22 protein-coding genes are annotated in these 22,653 nt (G+C 70.3%); 6 read left to right on the forward strand and 16 right to left on the reverse strand.

The window, feature by feature from the left end:
* Positions 1-28 precede the first annotated feature (28 nt).
* The 4 genes from G4D86_RS38880 to G4D86_RS38895 form a co-directional block, all read right to left on the reverse strand.
* Positions 29-1,630: a hypothetical protein gene (locus G4D86_RS38880; RefSeq protein ID WP_163999350.1), complete on the reverse strand. Its 1,602-nt coding sequence runs from the start codon at positions 1,628-1,630 to the stop codon at positions 29-31.
* Positions 1,627-3,726: a hypothetical protein gene (locus G4D86_RS38885; RefSeq protein WP_163999351.1), complete on the reverse strand. Its 2,100-nt coding sequence runs from the start codon at positions 3,724-3,726 to the stop codon at positions 1,627-1,629. Before G4D86_RS38885 ends, G4D86_RS38880 begins: the two co-directional genes overlap by 4 nt.
* Positions 3,727-3,735: 9 nt before the next feature.
* Positions 3,736-4,326 carry a peptidoglycan-binding domain-containing protein gene (locus G4D86_RS38890; protein ID WP_163999352.1) on the reverse strand — a complete coding sequence of 197 codons (591 nt, stop codon included), beginning with the start codon at positions 4,324-4,326 and terminating at the stop codon, positions 3,736-3,738.
* Between the two features lie 228 nt (positions 4,327-4,554).
* Positions 4,555-4,983 (reverse strand): hypothetical protein, encoded by a 429-nt coding sequence (locus tag G4D86_RS38895; RefSeq protein ID WP_163999353.1) that lies wholly within the window; start codon positions 4,981-4,983, stop codon positions 4,555-4,557.
* Positions 4,984-5,264: 281 nt separating this feature from the next.
* On the opposite strand from G4D86_RS38895, the gene G4D86_RS38900 reads away from it, so the two are divergent.
* A complete protein-coding gene (locus G4D86_RS38900; RefSeq protein ID WP_163999354.1) occupies positions 5,265-6,143 on the forward strand; it encodes an alpha/beta hydrolase family protein in 879 nt (292 codons plus the stop codon).
* Between the two features lie 23 nt (positions 6,144-6,166).
* Here G4D86_RS38900 and G4D86_RS38905 read toward each other — a convergent pair whose 3' ends face one another.
* Genes G4D86_RS38905 through ccmA form a run of 8 tightly spaced genes read right to left on the reverse strand, consistent with a single transcriptional unit; the run spans position 6,167 to position 12,955 of the window.
* A complete protein-coding gene (locus tag G4D86_RS38905; protein ID WP_163999355.1) occupies positions 6,167-7,429 on the reverse strand; it encodes a zinc ribbon domain-containing protein in 1,263 nt (420 codons plus the stop codon).
* A 26-nt stretch (positions 7,430-7,455) separates the two neighbouring features.
* Positions 7,456-8,010, reverse strand: a complete 555-nt coding sequence (locus tag G4D86_RS38910; RefSeq protein ID WP_163999356.1) for a TlpA family protein disulfide reductase — start codon at positions 8,008-8,010, stop codon at positions 7,456-7,458.
* Positions 8,011-10,035 (reverse strand): heme lyase CcmF/NrfE family subunit, encoded by a 2,025-nt coding sequence (locus tag G4D86_RS38915; protein WP_163999357.1) that lies wholly within the window; start codon positions 10,033-10,035, stop codon positions 8,011-8,013.
* Positions 10,032-10,514, reverse strand: a complete 483-nt coding sequence (locus tag G4D86_RS38920) for a cytochrome c maturation protein CcmE (RefSeq protein ID WP_163999358.1) — start codon at positions 10,512-10,514, stop codon at positions 10,032-10,034. Before G4D86_RS38920 ends, G4D86_RS38915 begins: the two co-directional genes overlap by 4 nt.
* 4 nt (positions 10,515-10,518) lie before the next feature.
* On the reverse strand, positions 10,519-10,704 hold the full coding sequence (locus G4D86_RS38925; RefSeq protein WP_163999359.1) for a hypothetical protein: 186 nt from the start codon (positions 10,702-10,704) through the stop codon (positions 10,519-10,521).
* Positions 10,705-10,706: 2 nt separating this feature from the next.
* Positions 10,707-11,594: a cytochrome c biogenesis protein CcsA gene (gene ccsA / locus G4D86_RS38930; protein WP_163999360.1), complete on the reverse strand. Its 888-nt coding sequence runs from the start codon at positions 11,592-11,594 to the stop codon at positions 10,707-10,709.
* A gap of 3 nt (positions 11,595-11,597) precedes the next feature.
* Positions 11,598-12,302: a heme exporter protein CcmB gene (locus G4D86_RS38935; RefSeq protein ID WP_163999361.1), complete on the reverse strand. Its 705-nt coding sequence runs from the start codon at positions 12,300-12,302 to the stop codon at positions 11,598-11,600.
* Positions 12,299-12,955, reverse strand: coding sequence for a heme ABC exporter ATP-binding protein CcmA (gene ccmA, locus G4D86_RS38940; RefSeq protein ID WP_163999362.1), 657 nt, complete (start codon positions 12,953-12,955; stop codon positions 12,299-12,301). The genes G4D86_RS38935 and ccmA overlap by 4 nt, the downstream gene beginning before the upstream one ends.
* A gap of 406 nt (positions 12,956-13,361) precedes the next feature.
* Between ccmA and exoL the strand changes: the two genes are divergently transcribed.
* From exoL to exoP, 5 genes are all read left to right on the forward strand, one after another.
* Positions 13,362-14,486 (forward strand): spore coat polysaccharide deacetylase ExoL, encoded by a 1,125-nt coding sequence (exoL, locus tag G4D86_RS38945; RefSeq protein WP_163999412.1) that lies wholly within the window; start codon positions 13,362-13,364, stop codon positions 14,484-14,486.
* Entirely contained in the window at positions 14,483-16,018 is a 1,536-nt protein-coding gene (gene exoM / locus G4D86_RS38950; protein WP_163999363.1) for a spore coat polysaccharide flippase ExoM, read from the forward strand. Before exoL ends, exoM begins: the two co-directional genes overlap by 4 nt.
* A gap of 79 nt (positions 16,019-16,097) precedes the next feature.
* Positions 16,098-16,616, forward strand: coding sequence for a serine O-acetyltransferase (locus G4D86_RS38955; RefSeq protein WP_163999364.1), 519 nt, complete (start codon positions 16,098-16,100; stop codon positions 16,614-16,616).
* 11 nt (positions 16,617-16,627) lie between these two features.
* Positions 16,628-17,710: a glycosyltransferase family 4 protein gene (locus tag G4D86_RS38960; RefSeq protein ID WP_163999365.1), complete on the forward strand. Its 1,083-nt coding sequence runs from the start codon at positions 16,628-16,630 to the stop codon at positions 17,708-17,710.
* Positions 17,697-18,899, forward strand: coding sequence for a spore coat polysaccharide biosynthesis glycosyltransferase ExoP (gene exoP / locus G4D86_RS38965; RefSeq protein WP_163999366.1), 1,203 nt, complete (start codon positions 17,697-17,699; stop codon positions 18,897-18,899). The genes G4D86_RS38960 and exoP overlap by 14 nt, the downstream gene beginning before the upstream one ends.
* Here the strand turns inward: exoP and G4D86_RS38970 are convergent.
* Genes G4D86_RS38970 through G4D86_RS38985 form a run of 4 tightly spaced genes read right to left on the reverse strand, consistent with a single transcriptional unit; the run spans position 18,896 to position 22,650 of the window.
* Positions 18,896-20,077, reverse strand: a complete 1,182-nt coding sequence (locus G4D86_RS38970) for a DUF4350 domain-containing protein (RefSeq protein WP_163999367.1) — start codon at positions 20,075-20,077, stop codon at positions 18,896-18,898. The genes exoP and G4D86_RS38970 overlap by 4 nt on opposite strands.
* On the reverse strand, positions 20,074-20,940 hold the full coding sequence (locus G4D86_RS38975) for a DUF4129 domain-containing protein (protein ID WP_163999413.1): 867 nt from the start codon (positions 20,938-20,940) through the stop codon (positions 20,074-20,076). The genes G4D86_RS38970 and G4D86_RS38975 overlap by 4 nt, the downstream gene beginning before the upstream one ends.
* Before the next feature lie 49 nt (positions 20,941-20,989).
* On the reverse strand, positions 20,990-22,018 hold the full coding sequence (locus G4D86_RS38980) for a hypothetical protein (RefSeq protein ID WP_240360714.1): 1,029 nt from the start codon (positions 22,016-22,018) through the stop codon (positions 20,990-20,992).
* The gene (locus tag G4D86_RS38985; RefSeq protein WP_163999369.1) at positions 22,015-22,650 is read right to left on the reverse strand and encodes a thiamine phosphate synthase; all 636 of its coding nucleotides are present in this window, start codon (positions 22,648-22,650) and stop codon (positions 22,015-22,017) included. The genes G4D86_RS38980 and G4D86_RS38985 overlap by 4 nt, the downstream gene beginning before the upstream one ends.
* Positions 22,651-22,653 lie beyond the last annotated feature (3 nt).

Raw genomic sequence — 22,653 nt, forward strand, 5'->3', positions numbered from 1 at the left:
CGCCGCCCGCCCTGGAGGTGTGGGGGCGTCAGCGCAGTTGCTCGAAGGTGGGGCCCAGGACGGGGTCGGCGCTGAGCAGGTAATCGTCCCGGCTCAGGAACAGCTCGAGAGGCACGGCGGCGGGGTTGCGTGTCTTCATGGGACCATGGGAGTCGTTGGAGTCCCTGTGAAGGACGCGACCGTCCTCCAGGAGGATGGCCCAATACGGCTCACCGCCACGATGAGCGTCGATGCGGTAGCGAGCCACCGCGGCGCGTGGGGCGTCCGGCAGCAGCCCCAGCGGTGTCACCCGGGGGGGCGCCTCCATCCGACCATCCGCGCGGTAGCGTGCCTCCACGAGGAGGGCCCGCCGGGGGTTCTTCGGCGACGCCGCCACCAACAGCGCATGCAGCCGCCCTGCGGTGTCCATCCACAATCCGGGCTCGGACCCGGGCAGGGCGCGCGCGCCTCGGACCAGGGTGCTGGCCACGCGGGTCAGCCGCCCCGTGCTGGTGGTGCGGACATGATGGAGGTCCAGCCCTCCCAGGGATTCCTCCACCAGCAGCACGCTGACGCCATTACCGACCGAGGAGGGCTGGATGGTGGCACGTGCGGCTACGGGAACACCGGGCAGGATGACGCGTCCCACCTCGCGTCCCGGGGTGACTTCCGTGGCGTCGTTCGAGGTCTGGAAGCGGATGAGCCGCAGCGTCCTCCCGCCGGCGCCCACCACGGGGACGAAGAGCTCTCCGGCCACGGATTCCAGGGGAGGCCGGACGATGCGCTCGGGCGTTTCGCCCAGGTCGAAGCGGAACGGCTTGAGCGTGGTCGCCGCCATCCCCCCCACCGCCACGAGCGAGGTGCCGTGACGCCACATGAGCCAGTGCACGGAGAAGTCACCTTGAGCGTCGTTCGACCAGGGGACCAGCGCCTCCGTGGAGCCGGGCTCGACAGGGCCCTGGAGCGTCGCCGCCCGCATCGTCACTCCGCCTTCGGTGTCTTCCGCGTTCTGGTCGTCATAGCCGTTGGCCATGAGCATCGGCTGTCCGTCGACATCCTGGATCCACGCCGCCATGGCGGCATCGGCATAGGAAGCGGCCACGACGAAGCCCAACGAGGGGACCCCCGCGGAAGAGGACACGATTTCGAATTCGACCGGAGCGGCGCTCACGGTGAGCTTCTCCTGCTGCAGTCGGGCACCCAGGCGGTAGCGCCCGGGACGTGTGGCGGGCAGCCACTCATGCAGATCCACCACGAACTCAATCGCCTGCCCTGCGCCCAACCGGATTCGTGGAGCCTCGTCCATCGTGAGGACGTAGGCGGGGTTGCGCAGGACGAACGAGCGCCAGGTGACGCTCAGCCCGTCAGGGAACTCCGGTCCGGTCAGCGTGTAGGCCAAGGACTGGTCCGCGTCCCGGAAGGGATCGCGCAGCTCCAGGGGCTCGGTGCCCTCGTTGCGGAGGATGATGCGCGCGCTGCGGGCCTCCGCCGCGGTGAAGCGCTCCTTGGGAAGCCGGAACTGGATGCTCAAGGAAGGACCTCCGGTGAGGGGCATCTTGCGGGGAGCCGAGGGGACTGGCGGAGGGCTCGCGCCGCCCGCAAGCGAGAGGACCAGCAGCAGCGCCGGACACGACAGGACGAGCGCGCTCATGGGTGGGCGTTCCGGCTTCCATCGCTGCTCAGCAGCGTCGCGTTCCAACCCCGGAGCCGCAGGAGACAGAGGCCGCACAGCCGCCGCTCCACGGAGTAGTCGTAGCCCATCAGGCAGTCGCTCCCATCCTGGTCATGCAGTGCCGCGCGCGCACCGGCTGGAACTCGCGGCACCGGGAAGGGCGCATGGGGAAGAAAGAGCTGGTGGCCGAGCTCATGGGCGATGGTCTGTTCCAGCGAGTTGGCGTTGTGGATGTAGTTGGCGGCCGAGCCGCACTGGACGACGGCGCAGCGGTTCCGGGGGTTGGAAGGGAACTCCTTGGAGAACCCGTTGACCGAGGCGCCACCCGGCTGCCGTTCCAGATTGTAGAGGCCGCAGAACTGGAGAAGCAGGATGCCCTCCCTCAGGCCCGGAAGCGCGTCGAAAGCCTTGACGAGAAGTTCCTTTGACCAGTCCTTGCACTGCAGGTGGTAGGCCTCCTCCTTGAGGAGCGGGACGGTGACCCGTGGAGGGCTGAGCCACTTCGCAAGCGCGGCGTCGTCACAGCGCTTCTGGCGCTTCACCTCCTCCAGGAACTCCGCATACGCGCGGAAGGTGAACGCGTGGTCTCCCGAGGCGTGCTGGTCCACCGTGGGGTCGACGGCCGCGCGCAGCTCCCACGAGCGGTGCGCCTTCACCGCCGCCGCGATGCGCGCGTTGTACTCCGCCGCCGGGAGGTCCGTGACGCCGCCGCTCTTGTCCACCAGCCTGAGGAATGCGCGCTCGAGCTGCGCCTGCACTGCCGCCAGTGAGAAGCCGGCGATGCCCGCGTGCTTCCGGACCACGCGCGAGATGTGGACCTCGCGCCAGGTCTCGAAGGTGCCGGTGGTGGCGCGCACGGCCGCGGGCAGGGGCGCGGCGTCCTCCACGTCCAGCGCCACGGCCCCGTCCTTGCGCCGCTCGTACGCGAGCTGCACCGTCACACGCCACGCGTCCCCCGCGATGCGCGAGGGCTGGAACATCACGCCCGTCCGCCCCGCATAGGCGCCGGACGTCCACGCCTCGGTGAAGGCCGCCCACTTGCGATGGCCACAGGGCACGACTCGAAAGGGAAACACGCCGTCGCGCGGCGTGTCGCGGGGCGCGTAGCCCGCCTGTTTCGGGAACACGGCGGACGAGGGCAGGCCCCGCTTGCCACCTACGTCCCGGTGCGCGTTGTCCCCCGTGGGCCGTGAAGCCGTGCACTCGCGGTTGAGCGCCTGCTCCAGGAAGGCGCGCGCATGTGGCGTGTGAGGGGTGAGATCCTCGGCCACGTCCTCCCAGTCCCAGAGGAAGCGCACCCGTCCCAGCGCCTTCGGCGCATCCACGCGCCGGCCCGCCGAGTCCTTCAGCCACGCGCGCGCGAAGATGGGGATGTCCGGCCCACTGCCCCACATGGCCCGGTACTGATGGAAGTCGATGTCCCTTTCCATCTCGACCGAGCTCGTCTTGAAGAGGTTGCTGACGAGCCGCACCTCGGCCTTCTCCCCGCGCGCGGGCAGCTTTCCCAGGGCAGCGGTCAGCTCGCGGTCCCTCTGCCGGGACAGCACGCGCGAGTCCCCCAGCTCCAGGTCCATTCCATCCACCAGCACGTGGAAGTACGTCCACGCCACCGGGCACTCCGCCCAACCGCCCCCTTGCAGCGTGAGCTTCAGCTTGTAGGGCGAGTGCTCCACGGTGACGACGCCGTCCGGAAAGGCGTCGCACTCCGTCACGCGCCCGTCCCAGCGCAGCCGGTGGTCGCCCGCGGCGACTTCCGCGGCGGACAGCTCGCGAGACCACAGCGGCGCCTTCCGGTGGCGTGTGAAGAGCTCCAGCCTTCCGGCGCGGGCCAGGCCCGCCGTGTTGCTCAACCGGTAGGCGAGCTCCACCGGCTCGACTTCGGGTGCGAAGTGGAAGCCGTCCTCTCCGCCGCCGGGAGCGCGGAAGGGAGCGGGCAGGTGACAGCGGGACGACGTCCCGCCAGGGGTGGAGAGCCGGAAGTCCGCCACGCTATAGCTGGCGGGCCGCAGCCGGTTCCGGTTGCGCCCTCCCGACGAAGTGAGGGCGACACAGGCCGTAAGTGCGATGCGGGGCATGGGCGTGCGTCAGGCGTCGTGTTGCCGGATGAGCTCTTGCTGCACGTCCGCGAGCTGCCCCGTGTCGGGCAGGCCGTGCGTGCGCTGGAAGGCGCGCACGGCGGCACGGGTGCGGGGGCCGGGGGTGCCGCGCTCGCCGTCAGCGGGGAAGCCCAGGTTGTGCAGCCGCTCCTGCGCGGCACGCACCGCGTCCGCGTCGAAGCTCACCAATGACTGGAGCTGGAGCGTCCAGCGCAGCGTCACCGGCTCGGGCGTGGAGGCGGCGGGGGGGTCGGGGAAGTCGGCGTCGCGGACGGGGGGCGGGTAGGGCGGTGGCGCTCCGGGTGGGGCGACGGAGGCGGGCTCGGGCGCGGAGGCCGCGTCGGGCGCGGGGAGCTTCAACACCAGCTCACCGCCGGGCAGGCCCGGCACCTCATGGGAGAGCGAGCCGTCCGCGGCGGTGCGGCCGTGGTGCTCCGTCCTTCCCACCGTGAGCACGTATTCCTGTCCGGCGTAGGGCGCTTCTCGTGGGTCCAGCAGGATGATGTGCAGGCGCTTCTGCTTCAGTGTGAAGGTGCTCGTGCTTCCCGTCTGAATGGGTGCCGTCCTCGGGCCAACCATGCCGCGCTCCCCCGTGCCTGGACTCGCGATGGTGCCTGTACCGTGTTGTTGGCGGGGCCAAGGTACGCCAGGGCCGTGGAACCACGAGCGTCGAAAGCACGTGAAATTTCGCGGAGTGTTGGTTGGGTTGACGAACCTCAACCTCCCGGGTCGGAGAGGCGACGCTGCTCCGGCCAGCCGTCCAGCGGGATTGATCGCTGCCGGACGCGCACCAGCCCCGGCGAGCGCTCAGTCGCAGGCCGCCGGCGAGTCCATGGCGGCCAGTGGGCGGAGGCTCTGGGGCAGGCCCCCAGGATGACCAGTCCGCGACACCCTTCGTAGCAGGTGAGGCTCGCGAGGACGTAGGGTGAGACACCGGATGGCGCAGGAAGGGGGCTGCCCGGGCGCGGCGGCGAAGGCCCGCCTCTGGCGGACGTAGCAGAGCCTCCCGAGCCCTGGCAGGGCCTCCGTGCACCGGACGTCGTCGGGCTCCCGCTGCTCGCTGGGGAGCTCCGACGCATCGGCGACGTCGCGGGCCCCCGTCCCCAGCACGTGTGCCTGGGGCACGCAGGTGCCCGCCGAGGCCTGCTCAGGGGGCCGGGCCTCGGCGCCCATGAGCCCGTGCCCCAGCGCGAGGACGACACAGGACTGGAGGAGCTTCGTGAAGGGACGGGACATGGAGGCTCGGAGTCGGGTGGGTGCACCTGGGGACGTCCGACGGCCCTCAGTGTATCGGCGGCCCCACCCCGCGTCCCTGGTTCGCAATTCCTGTCATGGCTCGATGTTTCGCCTCGCGGAACTCCAGGTGGCAATGTTTCGCATTGCGGAACAAAACCAGAAAAAGCAGCTATTCGGCAATAAATGGTATGGACAAACTTTCGGGCTTGAGGTCTAAGAATGTATCAACAGGCATCCGCTGGATGTCTGTCCATGCGACCCCCAAACATCGAGGAGCAGTCATGAAGACGGTAGGCGCGAGCTTCCTTCTTGGCGCATTCCTGGCCCTGGCGTGGGCCCCCGCGGCTGGAGCGCAGTCGCTGAGCAGCTTCACGGCGACGTACTCGGGCGGCAGCGGGCTGGTCTGTGGAACCACGTACAACATCCGCGGCCAGGAGCCCGCGGCGACGGGGAAGTATCCCGTGTTCATCTACACGGTGGGCACCACGGAGCAGTATGACCATTCGTCGGCGCTGGCCGCCGTGTCTGAGATGGCGGCCCGCGGCTACGTCGCTGCCACCGTCGAATATGACAACGCCACCTTCGGCTCCTGCTCCACGATCTCGAGCCGCGCGAAGTGCACCTACGACGCGAGCCGGTCCACCAGTGCCATCGGCCGGCTCTGCGCGCGGGCCAAGGCGGACTGCTCCAAGGGCGTCGTGGTGGCGGGCTTCAGCCAGGGCTCCATCATGGCCACCCTGGCCAAGAACTATGACTCCCGCGTTCGCGCCGCCTACGGACTGGGCTGCGGCGTCCAGTACTCCATCTACGACCTCAGCTCCTGCGTCGCGGATGGCAACCGCGCGCTGCCGAGCGACCGCCTCCGCATCATCAACGGCGAGCAGGACGTCTTCGTCGGCCCCACCGAGTCCGCGGTGCGCAGCCAGAACACGCAGACGACGGGCCTGTCCTGCCCCCTGGCGACCTCGTGCTTCCGGAGCAACGGCAGCGGCTGGTACATCATCGACGACTTGCAGGTGGCCGACCTCCAGGCCGACCACTGCTACATGCGCACCGGCACCTGCATCGGCCTGACGCTGGACTCGACGTGGCGGAGCGGCACCGCCCCGTGGTCGCTCAAGACGAACCTGGACTGGCTGACGCAGTTCACCACGCCGTAGCCGAAACGTGAGTCGGAGCGGGGCTACCCCCGCTCCGACTCGTCGTCGGCGAGGGGCGACAACGCAGACTCGTCGTCGGCGAAGGGCGACACCTCGGATTCGTCGTCGGCGAAGGGCGATACCTCCGACTCTTCGTCGTCGGAGGGCAGTGGCTCCGCGTCCATGTGCGGGCCCATCCACTCGCGGGCGGCGAGCATGCCCACTGCGCCCAGGCCCACGAGGAAGCCGAAGGGGCCGGGCACGAGTCGGATATTCAAGGCCACCCAGACGAGGCTCAGGCCCACCGCGCCCGCGGGCACGAAGCGCGCCCAGGACGGACGCTCTACCTCCGGGCGCAGCGCCAGCATCGCGAGCACGACGAGCAGCGCCAATTCCGCCACCACCGACGCCGGCAAGTCCCAGCCGGAGAGCAGGGTGACGTCACCGCCCCGCGAATAGAGCACGTCATCCGTGGGGCGAATCGTGCGGACGACCCGCAGCTCCGGAGGCCCCTGGGGCACCGGTGCGTTGTCCGGCACCGCACCCAGCTCCGAGCGCAGCGTGGCCCACGGGGCGAACAGCGACAGCAGGCACACCGTCACGCCCACCAGCGCCGCCAGCCGGGGCATCATCAGCAGCCGGCGCGGCTCGAAGTACCGGCCCACGCCGTCCTCGCTGAAGAGGCCCTTCTTCCACTGGTCGTAGCCGACGAGCCCCACGCCCGCCACCCAGAGCAGCGGTGTGAGGCCGAAGCCCAGTGTCCGAACGGCGATGGCCGCCAGCACCACCGTGGAGGCCGCCATGGCCTCGGGGCGCAGCAGCACCTCCGGCACCCGCTCGGTGAAGCCCGGGGCCTGGCCGGCCGCGCGCAGCTCGCGCGCCACCAGCACCGCGCCGGCCACCAGCGCCAGCAGCGAGCCGGGCACGCCCGCGCCAGAGAAGAAGGGGAGGATGGACAGCACCAGCGCCACCGCCAGCAGCCCCACGCCCGCCACGGTGGGCGAGTGCGCCGGCACGTGCTCCAGCCACTTCGGGCCCTCATACGGCGCGCGGGCCTGCCCGGGGTCCGTCTTCTCCTCCGGGTCCAGCGGGGGCGCGTCACCGACGGCGTACGGCCGCGAGCGCTCCTCCACCTCCTCGAGGATTTCCGCCGCGTAGGCTGGCTCCTCCGCCTTGCGGCTGGGACGCGCGGGGCGGACCGCAGGACGCGCGCCGGTGGCCTGGGGCCGCTCCGGCATCTTCGCGCCGCAGTTCTCGCAGTACTTCAGCCGCGCATCCGAGGCTTCGCCGCACTCCGGGCACCGCATGCGTCCCACCTCGTTGACTCGGGTTGCTAACGCGTGGCCTCGGCGGGGGCGGCGGGGGCCTTGCCCGTCAGCTCACGGATGCGCAGCGCCAGCGTCTGCGGGTCGATGGGCCCCACGTGCTTGCCCCGGATGATGCCGCTCGGGTCGATGAAGTACGTCTCCGGCACGCCCGCCACGCCGTAGTCCACCGCCATGCGCGAGCGCGGGTCCATGAGCTGCGGGAAGCTGGCCCCGTGCCGCGTGAGGAACTGGCGCGCGTTGTCCTCGGTGTCCTCGAAGACGACGCCCAGGAACACCGCCTGCGAGCCGAACTCGCGCGCGCCCCAGTCCAGCACCGGGTGCTCCATCTGGCACGGCCCGCACCAGGACGCCCAGAAGTTGATGATGACCGGGCGGCCCTTCAGGTCCGCCAGGCTCACCCGCTCGCCGCTGTCCAGCGCGCGCAGCGTGAAGCCCGGGGCGGGCTGGCCCTTCAGCATGAAGGGCACCTCGTGCGGATCGCGCCCGAAGCCCTTGTAGAGCACGACCAGCAGGCACGCGCTCAGCACGGCGAAGCCCAGGGTATAGCGCCAGCGTCCCATTTAGGCCGCCCCCCGCTCCGCGTCGCCACCGGCCAGCGGAGGCGCCGCACCCACGTCCGTTGCCGCCGACATCGCCATCGCCGCCTTGCGGCGCGGCCAGATGGAGATGAGCGTGCCCAGCACCAGCAGGGGGATGCTCCACCAGATCCACCCCACCAGCGGGAAGACCCAGACGTTGAAGCTCGCCGTGCCGGCCTGCTCGGAGAAGGCCATCATGGAGATGTAGAGGTCCTCGGCCGCCGTCTCGCGCACCGCCGGGGTGCCGATGGGGTCCGTGCTCCGCTCGTAGTAGTTGAGGCGCGGGCGCTGCTCGGACTGCGTGCCGTTGGGCGCCGTCACCTCCAGGCGCGCCGCCACGTAGGTGCGGTGCGGCTCCTCGCCGCTGACCAGCCCCAGGTACTTCATCTGGTAGCCGTCCAACTGCAGGCTCTCGCCCTTCCGCACCGTGCCGGACGTGTGCTTCACGTACGCGGACGACGCGGCCACCGCGACGATGATGAGGACGATGCCCAGGTGCACCACGTAGCCGCCGAAGCGGCGCTGCGCCTTGGTGGCGCTCGTCATCAGCGCGGTGACGAGGCCTTCCTTGCGCTCGGACATGCGCACGCGCACCGGCGCCACCAGCTCCCGCAGGGTGACCACGGTGACGAAGCCCGCCAGGCCGAAGGTCAGCAGCGGGTAGCCGCCGCGCAGCCCCGAGGCGTAGCAGGCCGCCGTCACCAGCAGGCCCACCACCGCGGGGATGATGAACTGCCGGCGCAGCGTGGCCTTGTCCGGCGTGCCCCACGGGAGCACCGGGCCCACGCCCATCAGGAAGAGCACCGCGATGCCGCCCGGCACCGCCATCTTGTTGAAGTAGGGCTCACCCACGCTGACCCGGATGCCGCGCACCGCTTCCGACACCAGTGGGTACAGCGTGCCCAGGAGCACCGTGAAGGTAATCGCCACGAACACCAGGTTGTTCACCAGGATGCTCGTCTCGCGGGACATGGCCGAGCTCAGCCGCCCCTCGGGCACCAGCAGGTGGCCGCGCGATGCCAGCAGGCCGATGCACACCACCAGCAGGATGCCGAGGAACACCAGGAAGGTGGGCCCGATGTCCGACTGGGTGAAGGAGTGCACCGAGTTGAAGATGCCCGAGCGGGTCATGAACGTGCCCAGAATCGTGAGCACGAAGGACGCGAGCGCGAGGCTGAGCGTCCACAGCTTCAGCATCCGCTTGCGCTCCTGCACCATGGTGGAGTGCATGAACGCCGTCGCCGTCAGCCACGGCAGGAAGGACGCGTTCTCCACCGGGTCCCACGCCCAGTAGCCGCCCCAGCCGAGCACGGCATACGCCCACCAGGCGCCGAGGATGATGCCGACGGAGAGGAAGACCCACGCCACCAGCGTCCAGCGACGCAGGGGCGCCATCCACGCCTCGCCAATCTCGCCGCGCAGCAGGCCCGCCACCGCGACGCCGAAGGGCACCGTCATGCCCACGTAGCCCATGTAGAGCATGGGCGGGTGGATGACCATGAGGATGTGGTTCTGCAGCAGCGGGTTGGGGCCGGGGCCGTCCGCAGGTACCGGGAAGACGGCGCCCCACGGGTTGGCCGGGCCGGCGATGAGGAAGGCGAAGAAGACGCCCACCGCCAGCATGGTGCCCAGCGCCAGCTGCATGTACCGCGCGTGCTCGCGCCGGTGGATGAAGGCGAACGCGGCGATGTAGCTGCCCATGATGAGGCCCCAGAAGAGGATGGACCCCTCCAGGGCGCTCCACAGCGACACCACCTTGTAGAGCAGCGGCGTGTCGAGGCTGCCCACCTGCGTCACGTACTTCACGCTGAAGTCGTTGGTGACCAGCGCGTGCACCATGGTGAGGTTCGCGCCAATCATGCAGGCGGCGAAGCCCCACACCGCGCGCATCACCCACGGGTAGCCCGCCTCGCTGCGGCGCAGCCCGCTGGCCAGACCGACAATGGCGCCGAAGGCCGCGAACGCGAGCCCTCCGAGCACCAGGCCGTTTCCGAGCGTCCCGTTCACTTCGCCCCCGCGCTGGCCGTGGTGGCGTCCGACAGCGTCTCACGCCACTTGTTCGGGTCCTCGCCCTCCTTCGGGGCGCGGTACTCGTTGGAGTGGTTCACCATCAGCCGGTTGGAGCTGAAGACGCCGGACTTGTCGTAGGTGCCTTCCACCACGACGCCAATCTTGTCGCGGAACATCTGCGGCGGCGTCTCCGTGGAGCGCACCAGCACGCTGGCCGCGCCTTCCTTGGGGCCGTCCGCCACACGGAAGTGGAGCGTGGTGTGCTCCGCGTTCCACTGGATGCTGCCCGGCTGCACCACGCCGCCCAGGCGGATGGTGGCCGTGTAGGCGCGGTCCCCCTGGCCCAGCATCTCCGAGGGGCTCCAGTAATAGACGAGGTTGTTGCCGATATCGCCAAAGGCGACGAAGGCAAGGCCGGCGCCTGCCACGAGCAGGGCCCCCAGGGCGATGAGTCGGTTTCGGGCGACGGGCGTCATGGGATTACTCCTTGGCGTCGGGCGAAGCCCCGGGCCGGCGAACCCAGAGCGACACAGCGTAGAGGGCCAGCATGGCCAGCGTAATTCCGTAGCAGGCCCAGACATAGCCCCACCCACCCTGGATGCGGCCGCTGCCCACCTGTCCCGGGGCCGCCTGGGCCAGGAGCATCAGCGAAGAGAGCGTCATCATGTTCAGGCCACCTTCGAGGAGTTCTGGGGCAGGGAGGAGGGCACGTCGCCGGGCAGCGCGTCGGGGAGGGCCATCTCGGCCCGGCGCTCGGCCATGGCCTGCCGGTAGCGGTACCCCAGGAAGACGAGCAGGAGGGCGAGCATGCCGAACGCGGAGATGCGCAGCGGCAGCACCATGGCCGGGTCCACCGTCCTCGGGCTGGACTGGACCTGGTGCAGGCTGCGCCACCAGCGCACGGAGAACCAGACGATGGGCAGGTTGATGGCGCCGAGGATGGCCACCGCCGAGCTCCACGTGGCGCGCTTGTCCGGGTCCTCCACGAAGCGCCGCAGCACCAGGTAGCCCATGTACGTCACCAACATGATGGCTTCCGAGGTGAGGCGCGGATCCCAGGACCAGTAGACGCCCCAGGTCGGCCGGCCCCAGATGGAGCCGGTAATCATCCCCGCGGTGCCCAGCACCAGGCCGATTTCCGCGGAGGCCTCCGCCACCGAGTCCAGCTTCCAGCCGGACTCGTCCTGCTTCGCGCGGGCTTCGTCCTCCTTCGAGCCGGGCATGAGCAGCCCCCAGCCGGACTTGAGGATGTGGGCCACCCACGCCATGAGGTTGACGACCAGGGCCAGGAGGCTCACCAACGGGCTGGAGCTCCGGGGCTTCGCGCTGACCGTGCCCACGTTCCCGCCGCTCGACAGGAGGTAGGCCACCGCCGCCACGAAGTTGATGAACATGGCCATCATGGCCATCCACTGGAGAGGGACATGCACGTACATGATGCGCTGTACGTCCCCCATCTCCCGGTCTGGCGGCGCCACCGCGAGGCCCACGTACCAGCCCGCGCCCAGCAGGACCACTGCCGCCACTGGCAGCACCCACTTCATGAGTCTCTTCATCCTTCAGTCCTCGATGATGCGCGGGAACAGCACGAAGCCTACGCCCCAGTAAATCAGATTGAATCCACTCAAAAGCCCCAGCCATGAGCCTAGCTGATTCATGGGGTCACCCTGCAGTACCAGGGTGGTCGCCTTGGTCGCGGAGAGGAGGGCCGGGATGACGAGCGGGAACAATAGCAGAGGCAGCAGCACGTCCCTTGCCCGGGCGTTGCTGGAAATCGCCGCGTAGACAGTGCCCGGAGCGCTGAGGGCCAGGCAGCCGAGCAGGAGGATGAGGCCGAGGTCCGCGGCGCTGGTGGCGATGTGGACGCCGTACAGGGCCACCATGACGGGGAAGATGAGGGCGCCCAGGGCCGTGAGCAGCAGCGTGTTGCCCACGGCCTTGGAGAGGAAGATGGCGCGCGCGTCGGCGGGGGCGAGCCTCACGCCGTCCAGGCACGCGTTCTCCGACTCCACGCGGAACGACTCGCCCAGGGACAGCACGCTGGCGAAGAGGATGGCCAGCCAGTAGTAGCCGCCCGCGTTCTTCTCCAGGAGCTTCGTGTCCGGCCCCAGCGCGAAGGAGAACATCAGCAGCGTGGCCAGCGCGAAGAAGATGATGGCGTTGAGGCGCGCGCGCGTGCGCCACTCGATGAGCAGATCCTTGCGCAGGAGCGCCACGGTGGCGGTGATGAGGCCGACGGGGCGGGGGCGGGGCGGGGTGCTCATGCGGCCACCGCCCGCCCGTCCTGCAGGTGGAGGCGCTCCTCGCACAGGGACATGCCCTGCTCGATGAGGTGCGTGGCGAGGATGACGGTGGTGCCGCCGGCCTTGAGCTCCGCGATGATGCCCTCCATGTCGTGGATGCCCTGCGGGTCCAGCTCGCCGAAGGGCTCGTCCAGCAGGGCGAGGGCGGGTGTCTTCATCAACAGCCGGGCAATGGCGAGCCGCTTGCGCATGCCGGCGCTGAAGCCGCGCACCGGGCTGTCCGAGCGGCGGGTGAGGCCCACGCGGGTGAGCAGCGCGCTGGCGGCGTCCTCCGGCGAGGGGATGCCGAGCAGCCGCGCGAGGACGGTGAGGTTCTGCAGCGCGGTGAGGTCCTCGTAGAGGAAGCTGGCGTGGGACAGCAGCGCCACGTCGCGGCGCACGGCGTCCCGGTCCGCCACCGCGTCGCGGCCCAGCACTTCCACGCGGCCCGCGGTGGGGCTGAGCGCGGTGGCCACGAGGCGCAGCAGGGTGGTCTTCCCGGAGCCGTTGTGTCCGGTGAGCAACAGGGAGCGTCCGGCGGGGAGCGCGTAGGTGAGACGCGCCACGGCCCAGCGGCGCCCATAGCGCTTGCTGACGTCGTGCAGCGCGAGCGCGGGGGCGGAAGGAGCAGGCATCGGCGCCGTTGTTCGTATCCGGAAATGGAAATGTCCTCCAGTGAAACAAGGAGGGACGGCCGGTCAGTGGAGGAGCGGGCCACCGGATCAGGAAAGCTTTTCCCCTTCATGTGGTCTGAGGTGCCCGTGCGCTCCGTCCGGTTTCCACCGGAGGGCGTGTCCACCGCTCGGCAGCTCACCAGGGCTGCTGGGCTTCCCCTCTGCGGGAGCCCACCGGGTGCCTAGCTTCGGCATGGCATTCCCCCTGCACTGGCGCGGCCCCGGGTTCTCTTCCCGGGTGAGGGTGGAGGCGGGCGGGAGGTTTCTTCTCCGCGCGGAGGGCGTGATGGCGACGGGCAAGGTGGTACGCAGGGCAGTCAAGGCGGCGGCGGCGGGAGTGATGCACTACAGCGGAGTGCGCAAGGCGATGGCGGCCTACCGCCGCGTCCAGTCCGGCGGGCGGCGCATCCTCATCGTCAGCTACCACCGCGTGGTGAGCGACTTCACGGGGGAATTGCAGCGCTCCATCCCGGGGCTGCTCATCTCCCAGGAGACGTTCCGCAAGCACCTGGAGGAGGCGAACGCGGCGGGCTACGAGCTGGCCTCCATCGGTGACGCGGTGGACGTCATGGCCGGACGGCGCACCACGAAGAAGGACCTGTGCGTCGTCACCTTCGACGACGGCTACCGCGACGTGTACCGGTACGCGTACCCCGTCCTGAAGCAGATGGGCGTGCCAGCGATTACGTACCTGCCGACGGCGTTCATCGGCACCGACAAGCGCTTCAACCACGACCGGCTCTTCCACCTGCTCCACCGTGTCCAGCAGCGCCGCTTCCGGCCGGAGTACGACGCGCTGCCCGGCCCGTCGCTGGAGCTGCTCGGGCCCATCCTCTCCGGGCAGAAGACGGTGTCCGCGGCGCTGGACGACTTCATCGGCGAGTACCCCACGCGCGTGCTCACGGACATCATCGACGCGCTGGAGCAGCAGCTCGGCGGCGGCAAGGAGCTGGTGCCGGAGCAGGGCGACGTCATGAACTGGGACGAGGTGCGCCGCATGGCGCGCGACGGCTTCGAGTTCGGCGCGCACACGCTCGGCCACACCGTGCTCACGCTGGAGCCGCAGGCGGTGGTGGAGCGCGAGATTCTGGAGTCCAAGCGCACCATCGAGCGCGAGGTGGGCATCACCGTCCGCGACTTCGCCTACTGCAACGGCTGGTACTCGGACGAGGTCATCCGCGTGCTGTCGTCCAATGGCTTCCGCTCGGGCGTGACGACGGAGGACTTCCCCAACCGCATCGGTGGGGACCCGTTCACCCTCAAGCGCAAGGTGCTGTGGGAGAACTTCAGCCTGGGCATGACGGGGGACTACTCGCCGTCGCTCACCGCGTGCCAGTTCGACGACTGCTTCGGGGTGCTCGGCATGAGCCACCCGGTGCCGGGCAAGCGCCCGCACCACCTCGGCAACTCATCATCCGGGGTGAGCCCGGCGGTCGCCGCCAACATCATCAGCCCGGAGGCGGCGACGTCGCCGGTGAAGGAGGCTCCGTGAGCGGCAGTTCCACGCCGGCGGCGTCCGGGGGTTCGTTCCTCGGCCGCGCCGGCCCCCTCGTGTTGGCCCGGCTGTTCACCGCCGGGCTGACGCTGTCCATTCCGCTCGTGCTCGCCCGGGTGCTGCACCTGGACGAGTACGGCACGTACTACCAGCTGTTCCTCATCGCCACGACGCTCTACTACGTGCTGCCGTTCGGCGTGGTGCAGAGCCTGTACTACTTCCTGCCCCGCGCGGAGGCGAAGCGGCCCTACCTGGGGCAGACGCTCCTCTTCATGTCCGCGGCGGGCCTCGTGGGCGCGCTGGGCGTGTACGCGAGCCTGGGGTACGTGGCGGGCTGGTTCTCCAACCCGGCGCTGGCGGAGTACCGGCTGCCGCTGGCCGCGTATACCGCCTTCCTGCTGGGCAGCTTCCCGCTGGAGGTGTCGCTCACCGCGCAGGGGCGCACCAAGGCGTCCGCGGGCGTCTACCTGGTGTCCGACGCGGTGCGCGCGGCCGTCATGGTGGTGCCGCCGCTGTTGGGCGCGTCCCTCTATTGGATGATGGTCGTCGTCGCCGCCTTCGCGGGCCTGCGCTACGTGGCGACGTGGCTGGTGTCGCTGCGCGGTGTCACCGGGCCGCTGGTGGACCGGACGCTCTTCAAGGAGCAGCTCGTGTACGCGGCGCCCTTCGGCGCGGCGATGCTGCTGGCGATTCCCCAGCAGAACGCGCACCTCTACATGGTGGCGGGCGCGGTGGCGCCGGCGATGTACGCGCTCTACCGGGTGGGCTGCTTCCAGCTGCCCGTGGTCGACCTGCTCTACACGCCCACCAGCGAGGTGCTGATGGTGCGGCTGGGCGAGCTGGAGCGGGAAGGGCGCCTGGAGGAGGGCGTGAATGCGTTCCGCGAGGCGGCGGGGAAGCTGGCCTATGTCTTCCTGCCCTTCGCCGCGTTCCTCTTCGCGGCGGCGCCCGAGTTCGTCGGGGCGATGTTCGGCGAGAAGTTCCTGCCCGCGGTGCCCGTGTTCCGGGTGAGCGTGCTGGGCGTGGTGCTGTCCATCCTGCCCATGGATGGCACGCTGCGCGCCCGGGGCCAGACGCGCGCCATCTTCGCCTCGTACGCGGTGAAGGCGGCGGTGACGGTGCCCATGGTGTGGCTGGGCGTGAAGCACCTGGGCCTCATGGGCGGCATCGGCTCGTGGGCCGTGGCGGAGGTGGTGGGCAAGGCGATGCTGCTGGCGCGGGTGCCGGCCGCACTGTCGACACCCCAACTCAAGCTGCGGGTGGTGGACGTCATCCCATGGCGGGAGCTGGGCAAGGCCGCGCTGTCCGCGGTGGCCGCGGCGCTGGGCGTCTTCGTCCTCAGGGCCGCGGCGGAAGGGGCCTTCAGCCACCTGCCGGAGGGCTTCGTGTGGCGTGTGTTGCCACTGGCGTCGGCCGGGGTGCTCTTCGTCATGGGCTACCTGGGCGTGCTGTACGCGGCGGGCGTGCGGCCCTTGAGCCTGCTGGCGGGGCTGCGTCCGCGCCGGGCGGGTTTGAGCGTCGGGAAATAGACGCGTGGGGAGCACTTCCCTCCCCACGGTTGGGTACCTAGTTTCCTCGCCGTCGGGAAATCGGGGTCAGGGAGGCGTGATGGGTGTCGACGCGATGACGTTGTACCGGCTCGCGCACGGACTGAAGAAGCGGGGCGTACCCCTGCTTCCGGCCGTGCTTCGCAAGGCCATCTATTATCTGCACAGCTCGTACATCCCCGAGGATGCGGAGATCGGGGAAGGGACGCAGCTCGGCTACGGCGGTATCGGCGTGGTCATCCACAAGGCGGCGAAGGTGGGGAAGAACTGCCTCATCTCGCAGCAGGTGACCATCGGCGGCCGCTCGGGTCTCGAGGGCGCGCCCATCATCGGTGACTACGTGCGCATCGGCGCCGGGGCGAAGATTCTCGGCAACATCCGCATTGGCGACTTCGCGGTGATTGGCGCCAACGCGGTGGTGCTGAAGGACGTGGCCTCGGGCTCGGTGGTGGCGGGCGTTCCGGCGAAGGTGATTCGCCAGGACCCGGATCCGCTCACCACGTACCAGCGGGAGATGGGGCTCTTGCCCCAGCGCGCGCCGCTGTCCGCGGTGCCTCCCCCCGCTTCCATGCGGCAATAGGGGAGGACTTCATGAAAGTGCTCCTCGTCGGGGACTACCCGCCTCCGTATGGCGGTGTAGCCATCCACGTACAACAGCTACACGGTTACCTGCGCGGCTGCGGGGTCGAAACGAAGGTACTGGACATCGGGAAGGGCGGCCGGCCGGCTCCGGACGTCATCCCGACGCGCAGTCCCGCTTCTTTCGCCCTGCGGCTGGCGGGGTTCATCTCCTCGGGGTGGACGGTGCACGTCCACACGAGCGGCAACAACCCGAAGGCCTGGGTGCTGGCGGGCATGGTGGGCGGGCTGCCGGGGTCCCGGTCGGCCCGCATCATCACCCTCCACTCGGGGCTGCTGCCGGACTACCTGGCGGCGTCCGCGGCCCGGCGCAACTTCGCTCGCATGGCGCTGGCCGGCTACGCGCGCGTCGTGGCGGTGTCCCAGGCGGTGAGGGACTCCATCGTCGCGTGCGGCGTGCCGGAGGAGAAGGTCGTCGTCCATCCCGCCTTCCTGTCCTCGCAGGTGAGGCCGGGGACGGTACCGGCGGTGGTGGACGCGGCGCGGGCCCGGCGCAGGCCGCTGCTCGCCATGGCGCACCACCCTTCGCCCGTGTACGGGCGGAAGCTGGCGTTCCGCGCGCTGAAGCTCATCGCGAAGGAGCACCCGGACGTGGGCCTGGCCCTCTTCGGGCCGGGGACGGATTCAGAGGAGTTCATCCGCGACGCGCGTGAAATGGGCGTGGCGGGGAACCTCGAGGTGCTGGGGGAACTGGAGCACTCGGCGGCGCTGGGGCTGATGGCCCGCAGTGATGCCTTCCTCCGGCCCACCACGCACGACGGAGACTCCATCTCCGTGCGCGAGGCGCTGGCCCTGGGCGTGCCCTGCGTGGCCAGCGACGTGTGCACCCGTCCCGAGGGGACGCGGGTGTTCGCAGCAGATGACGCACAGGACCTGGCCCGCGCGGTGCGCGAGGCCGTGGCGGTGGGCCCGGCGCTGCACCCGACGGTGGATGCGGGGCCGGAGCTGCTCGCCCTCTACACCGACGCAATTCCTTTCAAGAAGTCAGACGACGAAGCCTTCGATACAGGAGAGACGAGACATGCGGCGCAGTGATGACATGGACCTGTCGCGGCGGGCCCTCCGCGGGCGCGACCTGGTGGTGTTCTCCAATGACTGGGATGGGGACCCGCTGTCCAAGGTCCACATCATGAAGATTCTCTCGCGGGAGAACCGCATCCTCTGGGTGAACAGCATCGGCAACCGTGCGCCGCGCGCCAACGCTCACGATGCGAAGCGCATCTTCAACAAGCTGGAGAAGTTCACCGAGGGCATCAAGGAGGTGCAGCCCAACCTCTTCGTGCTGTCGCCGCTGGCGATTCCCTTCTATGGCTCGGAGCTGGTGCGCAACGCGAACCGGCACCTGCTGCGGCTCCAGGTGCTGCGGGCGATGAAGCAGCTGAACTTCAAGAAGCCCATCTCCTGGAGCTTCCTGCCGGCGTCCGCGCCGGTGTCCGGCACGCTGGGCGAGGAGTTCGTCGTCTACCACTGCGTGGACGAGTTCGCCGCCTTCGCGGACACCAACGGCAAGCACATCGCGGAGCTGGAGGAGCGCCTGTTGCGCCGCGCGGACATCTGCATCACCTCGGCGGAGCGCCTGCGGGAGAACAAGTCGAAGATCAACCCGCGCACGGTGCTGGTGCGGCACGGCACGGACTTCACGCACTTCGTGAAGGCGTGTGATCCGGCCACCACGATTCCGGCGGACATCGCCAACCTGCCCAAGCCCGTCATCGGCTTCTTCGGCCTGGTGGCGGACTGGGTGGATCAGGAGGCCATCATCGCCACCGCCCGCGCCCATCCGGAGGGCTCGGTGGTCATCATCGGCAAGACGACGCCGGACTGCGATGACTCGAAGCTGCGCGCCGAGCCCAACATCCACATGCTGGGCCGCAAGCCGTACGCGGACCTGCCGGGCTACAGCAAGGCCTTCGATGTGGCGCTGATGCCCTTCAAGGTCAGCGAGCTGACGCTGAATGCCAATCCGCTGAAGGTGCGCGAGTACCTCGCCTCGGGCCTGCCGGTGGTGTCCACGGACCTGCCCGAGGTCCGCAAGGTGGGCCTGTGCAAGATTGCCTCGAACACCGAGGACTTCGTGCGCAAGGTCGACGAGTGCCTCGCGGAAGGGCCCGGCCCCAGCCGCGAGCGCGCGGACAAGATCTTCAACGAGAGCTGGGACGCTCGCGTCGAGGAGATCCGCCACCACGTGGGCGCCGCCCTCGTGGCCGACGGGAAGGACCTCTAGGCCGCGTCCTCGCGAGCCTCTGACTCACGGCCCGTCACCACGCGCTCCAGGTGCGCGTAGTGGCGGGCCACGCGCGCGTAGTCGGACGGACGGATGTCCGGCTGCGCGAGCGTCTGCGTGAGGTCCGCCTTCGCATCGAGGTAGTCCTTCCCCCCGCGCTCCATGAGGCGGGCCGCGTCCGCGTCCGACAGCGCGAGGGGGATTCCCAGCCGCTCCTGCATGAGCTGCCGCAGCGTGCGGTCCAGCTCGGGGAGCAGCTCGCGCTCCACCTTCGCGCGGCGCATCAGCCAGCCCATGCTTCGCACGTACTCCAGCGCCGAGCGGTGTCGCTCCTGGCGCAGGGGCCGGGCCGCGCCGAAGCGCGTGCCCCGGGACACGGCGTAGAGCAGGCCCACCAGCAGCACCTGCGCGACGAATACCCAGATGCCGCGAGACAGCGGCGGCGGGGGCGCGAGCTGGTGGTGGTACTCGTCGAACAGCAGCGGGCCGCGGGCCGCGAGCTCGTCCCAGAAGCGCAGGTTGTCGAGCAGCTCCAGTCGCCGGTTCTCCGCGAGGTCCGCGCCCGCGAGCACGTACACCTCGCCCTTGCCGAGCGGCCATCGCCACACGGCCACTGCACCGCCCAGGCCCGCCAGGGGCACGGCGTCGTCGTGGAGCATGCGCAGGCCCCGGTCCTGGGACACGCGGAGGCCGGAGAGTCCGCGCAGGGGACCCGCGGCGAGCCAGATATCCACCGTGGTGCCGCCCGCGTCCGCCAGCGTGGAGTCGAGACCGCGACTGCTCGCCGGCATCAGTGGGCCCGAATCCAATCGGAGCCAGTCCTCCAGCGCGGCCTGGTGTTTGCCCAGCTCGCGCGGGGACAGGTAGACGAGCGTGCCGCCGCCCCGGGTGAACTGCTCCAGCGCGGAGACCTCTTCCTGTGACACCGGCCGGCCCTCCGGTGACGCCAGCACCAGCGTGCGCGTGCCGGAGGGGAGCGACTCCAGCGAGGCGGTGTACGCGTCGACGGGGCGCCCGCCCTCGCGCAGGTAGAGGTAGAGCGCGCGGGCGCCCTGGGCGCCGGTGTTCTCCACGGTGGGCACCACCGACTCCGGCGAGTCCGCGCGGGTGGACAGGCCCACCGCCAGCGCCAGGGCGATGAGCACGCCGAAGATGGCCGTGATGCGGAGGTTCTTCACCGGGAGACCTCCGCCGGCAGGGTGCCGTTGAGGTGCTCCACCGCCGCGACGAAGCTCGCCGCCTCATCCGGCGGCACCGGCGCGAGCGAGTAGAAGGCCCGGTCGTACCAGCCCACCAGTCGCTCCACCTCGCTCACCACCGTCGCGGGCGCGCCCCGCGCGGGCAGCTCCGCCGCCAGCTCTCGATTCGTCTTCACCCGGTCCGGCCGCGCCAGCCGCCGCTGCTCCAGCGCCGACAGCAGTCCCAGCAGTCCCTCGCGAATCGCCTCGCGCGCATCCGCGCCCAGCGCCGCGCGGGCCCGCCGCAGGTGCTCTCCCGGCGAGTCCAGCACCAGCGGCGCCTCGGCCAGCGTCGACGCGAGAGGCGCCGCGGCCTTCCCTCTCCGGCGCGCGGCCAGCCGTAGCGCGCCCCACAGCACCAGCGCGAGCGCCAGTCCCAGCATCACCGCGCGCGTGGCGACCGCGAAGCTCTGGGCCTCGTTGGACTCGAAGAGGCCCTCCATCCAGGCCTCCAGCTCGCGCATCAGCCGCTTCACCAGGTCGCCGTGACGCTGGCGGGCCCGCGAGAACTCCGGCCGGTCGAGGATGGCCTTCAGTCGCGCCGGCTCACCCGGTGGCAGCGCGGCCGGTGCACCACGCTCCGCTTCCTGCAGTGCGCACGCCCGCTCCAGGAAGCCCGTGAGCTGCTTCGCGCGCTCGGTCGCGGGCGCGTCCTGCTCGGGGGAGGGCAGCGGCATTCCGCCCATGCTCGCGGCCAGCCCGTCCACCACCGCGGGCAGATCCGAGGGCCGTGTGGCCGCCGTCTCCTCCAGCAGCCGCGCGGTGCGCTCACGCTCCGCGCAGGGCAGGGTGGCCAGCAGCATCAGCAGGGACAGGCTCGTCGTCACGGGAGGCTCGCGGGGCGAAGGCGCGTCAGACGGCCAGCGTCGGCGTGGCCGGCGGCGAGTCCATGCGCCGCTCCAGGTCCAGGGCCTCCCGGCGCACGCGCATGTCCAGATAGAAGAGCGAGCAGAAGACGAAGTAGATGGGCGTGAAGCACGACTGCGCCACCACCTGCACCAGCTCCGCGGGCACCAGCATGAGCTGGGGCGTGCGCGCCATGGTCCCCGCGTCGAAGGGGTTGCCATACGGCACCATCACCAGCCACGACGGGATGCTGGAGACGAGCTGCACCGAGATGAGGATGAGGCTCATCACCGTGTAGAGAATCATGGCTCGCACCACCACCCGGCCGAGGAAGCCCGGCTCGATGCGGCCGGACAGCAGCTCCCCGGAGCGCTTGAATGAGTCCCACGCTCCCAGGTCCTCCATGGCCATGACCGGCGGCAGCAGCAGGAAGCGCAGGAAGTACCAGAGCATCGCGGCGATGAGCCCGAGGACCGCGAGCAGGACGCCCACCACCGCCAGCACGATGGCCAGCGTGTTGGAGCCCATGATTGACGCCGCGGCGGCCATGCCGCCGACGATGGCGCCCGGCGCCAGCAGCAGCACCGTCATCAGCCCCGCCCACGCCATGGACAGGAGATATGCGCCCGTCATCGAGCCCACGCGGGAGAAGGCGCGGCGCAGGCCGTCCGCCGGGCTCACGGGCTCGCCGAGCTGCGCGGACACCACGTACCGGGACGCCGCCAGGGTGGCCAGCCAGTAGCTCCAGAAGAGGAACATGAGGAGGACCATCCACAGCCCCATGGAGAGGCCCGCTTCGCCCATGAGGCCCATGGGGTCCTTCTGGGCCTGGGCCTGCGCGTCGCTCGAGTAGAGCATCGGCGTCAGTCGCTGGCCCGAGAGGACGGTGGCCTTCATCGCGATGTAGTTCACCAGCGAGAAGCCGAAGCTCAGCACGAAGAGCGGCTTGAGGTGGGCACGCCAGAAGGTGGCGGCACGGTCGATCATCTCCCCCATGGCGAGGGGGCGCAGCTCGGGAACGGGTGTGGGGCTCACGGAAGGCGCAGCATAGCCTGCGCCGGGCATGCGGCCAGCAGGGCTCGGGCCTCCGCCTTCGGGTCCTCCGCCTCCAGCACCGAGGAGATGACGGCGAAGCCCGCCGAGCCCCGCACCTCCCGCGCCCGCTCGGGGGTGATGCCGCCGAGCGCCAGCGCAGGGCAGGCGAGCACCGCGGCCAGGGCCGCGAAGCCGTCGGGGCCCAGCGTCGCCCGGGTGTCCCCGGGCTTGGAGCCGGGAGCGAACACCGGGCTCACCAGCGCCAGGTCCGCGCCGCGCGCCGCCCGGGCCTCCGCTTCGTCATGGACGGCCACGCTGACGAGCCGGCCCGCGGGCAGGTGGGGACGCACGTCCTCGGGTGTTGGGCCGTGGGCGGGCAGGTGCAGGTGCGCGCCCACGAGGAGCGCGACATCCATGCGGCCGTTGATGAACAGCGGATTGCCTCGCGCCGCGCAAAGCCCGGCGAGCAGGCGGGCCTCTTCGAGGAACTGGCGCCCGCTGGCCTCGGGGTGGCGGTGCTGCACTGCCACCTCCGGGCCCGCCTCCAGCGCACGGGCGAGTGCGCTCAAGAGCCGCTCGCCAGGCAGGCGCCAGTCGGTGATGACGACGAGCCGGGGGGACAGCGCGACCACGGG

This window comes from Pyxidicoccus caerfyrddinensis, assembly GCF_010894405.1.
Taxonomy (GTDB): domain Bacteria; phylum Myxococcota; class Myxococcia; order Myxococcales; family Myxococcaceae; genus Myxococcus; species Myxococcus caerfyrddinensis.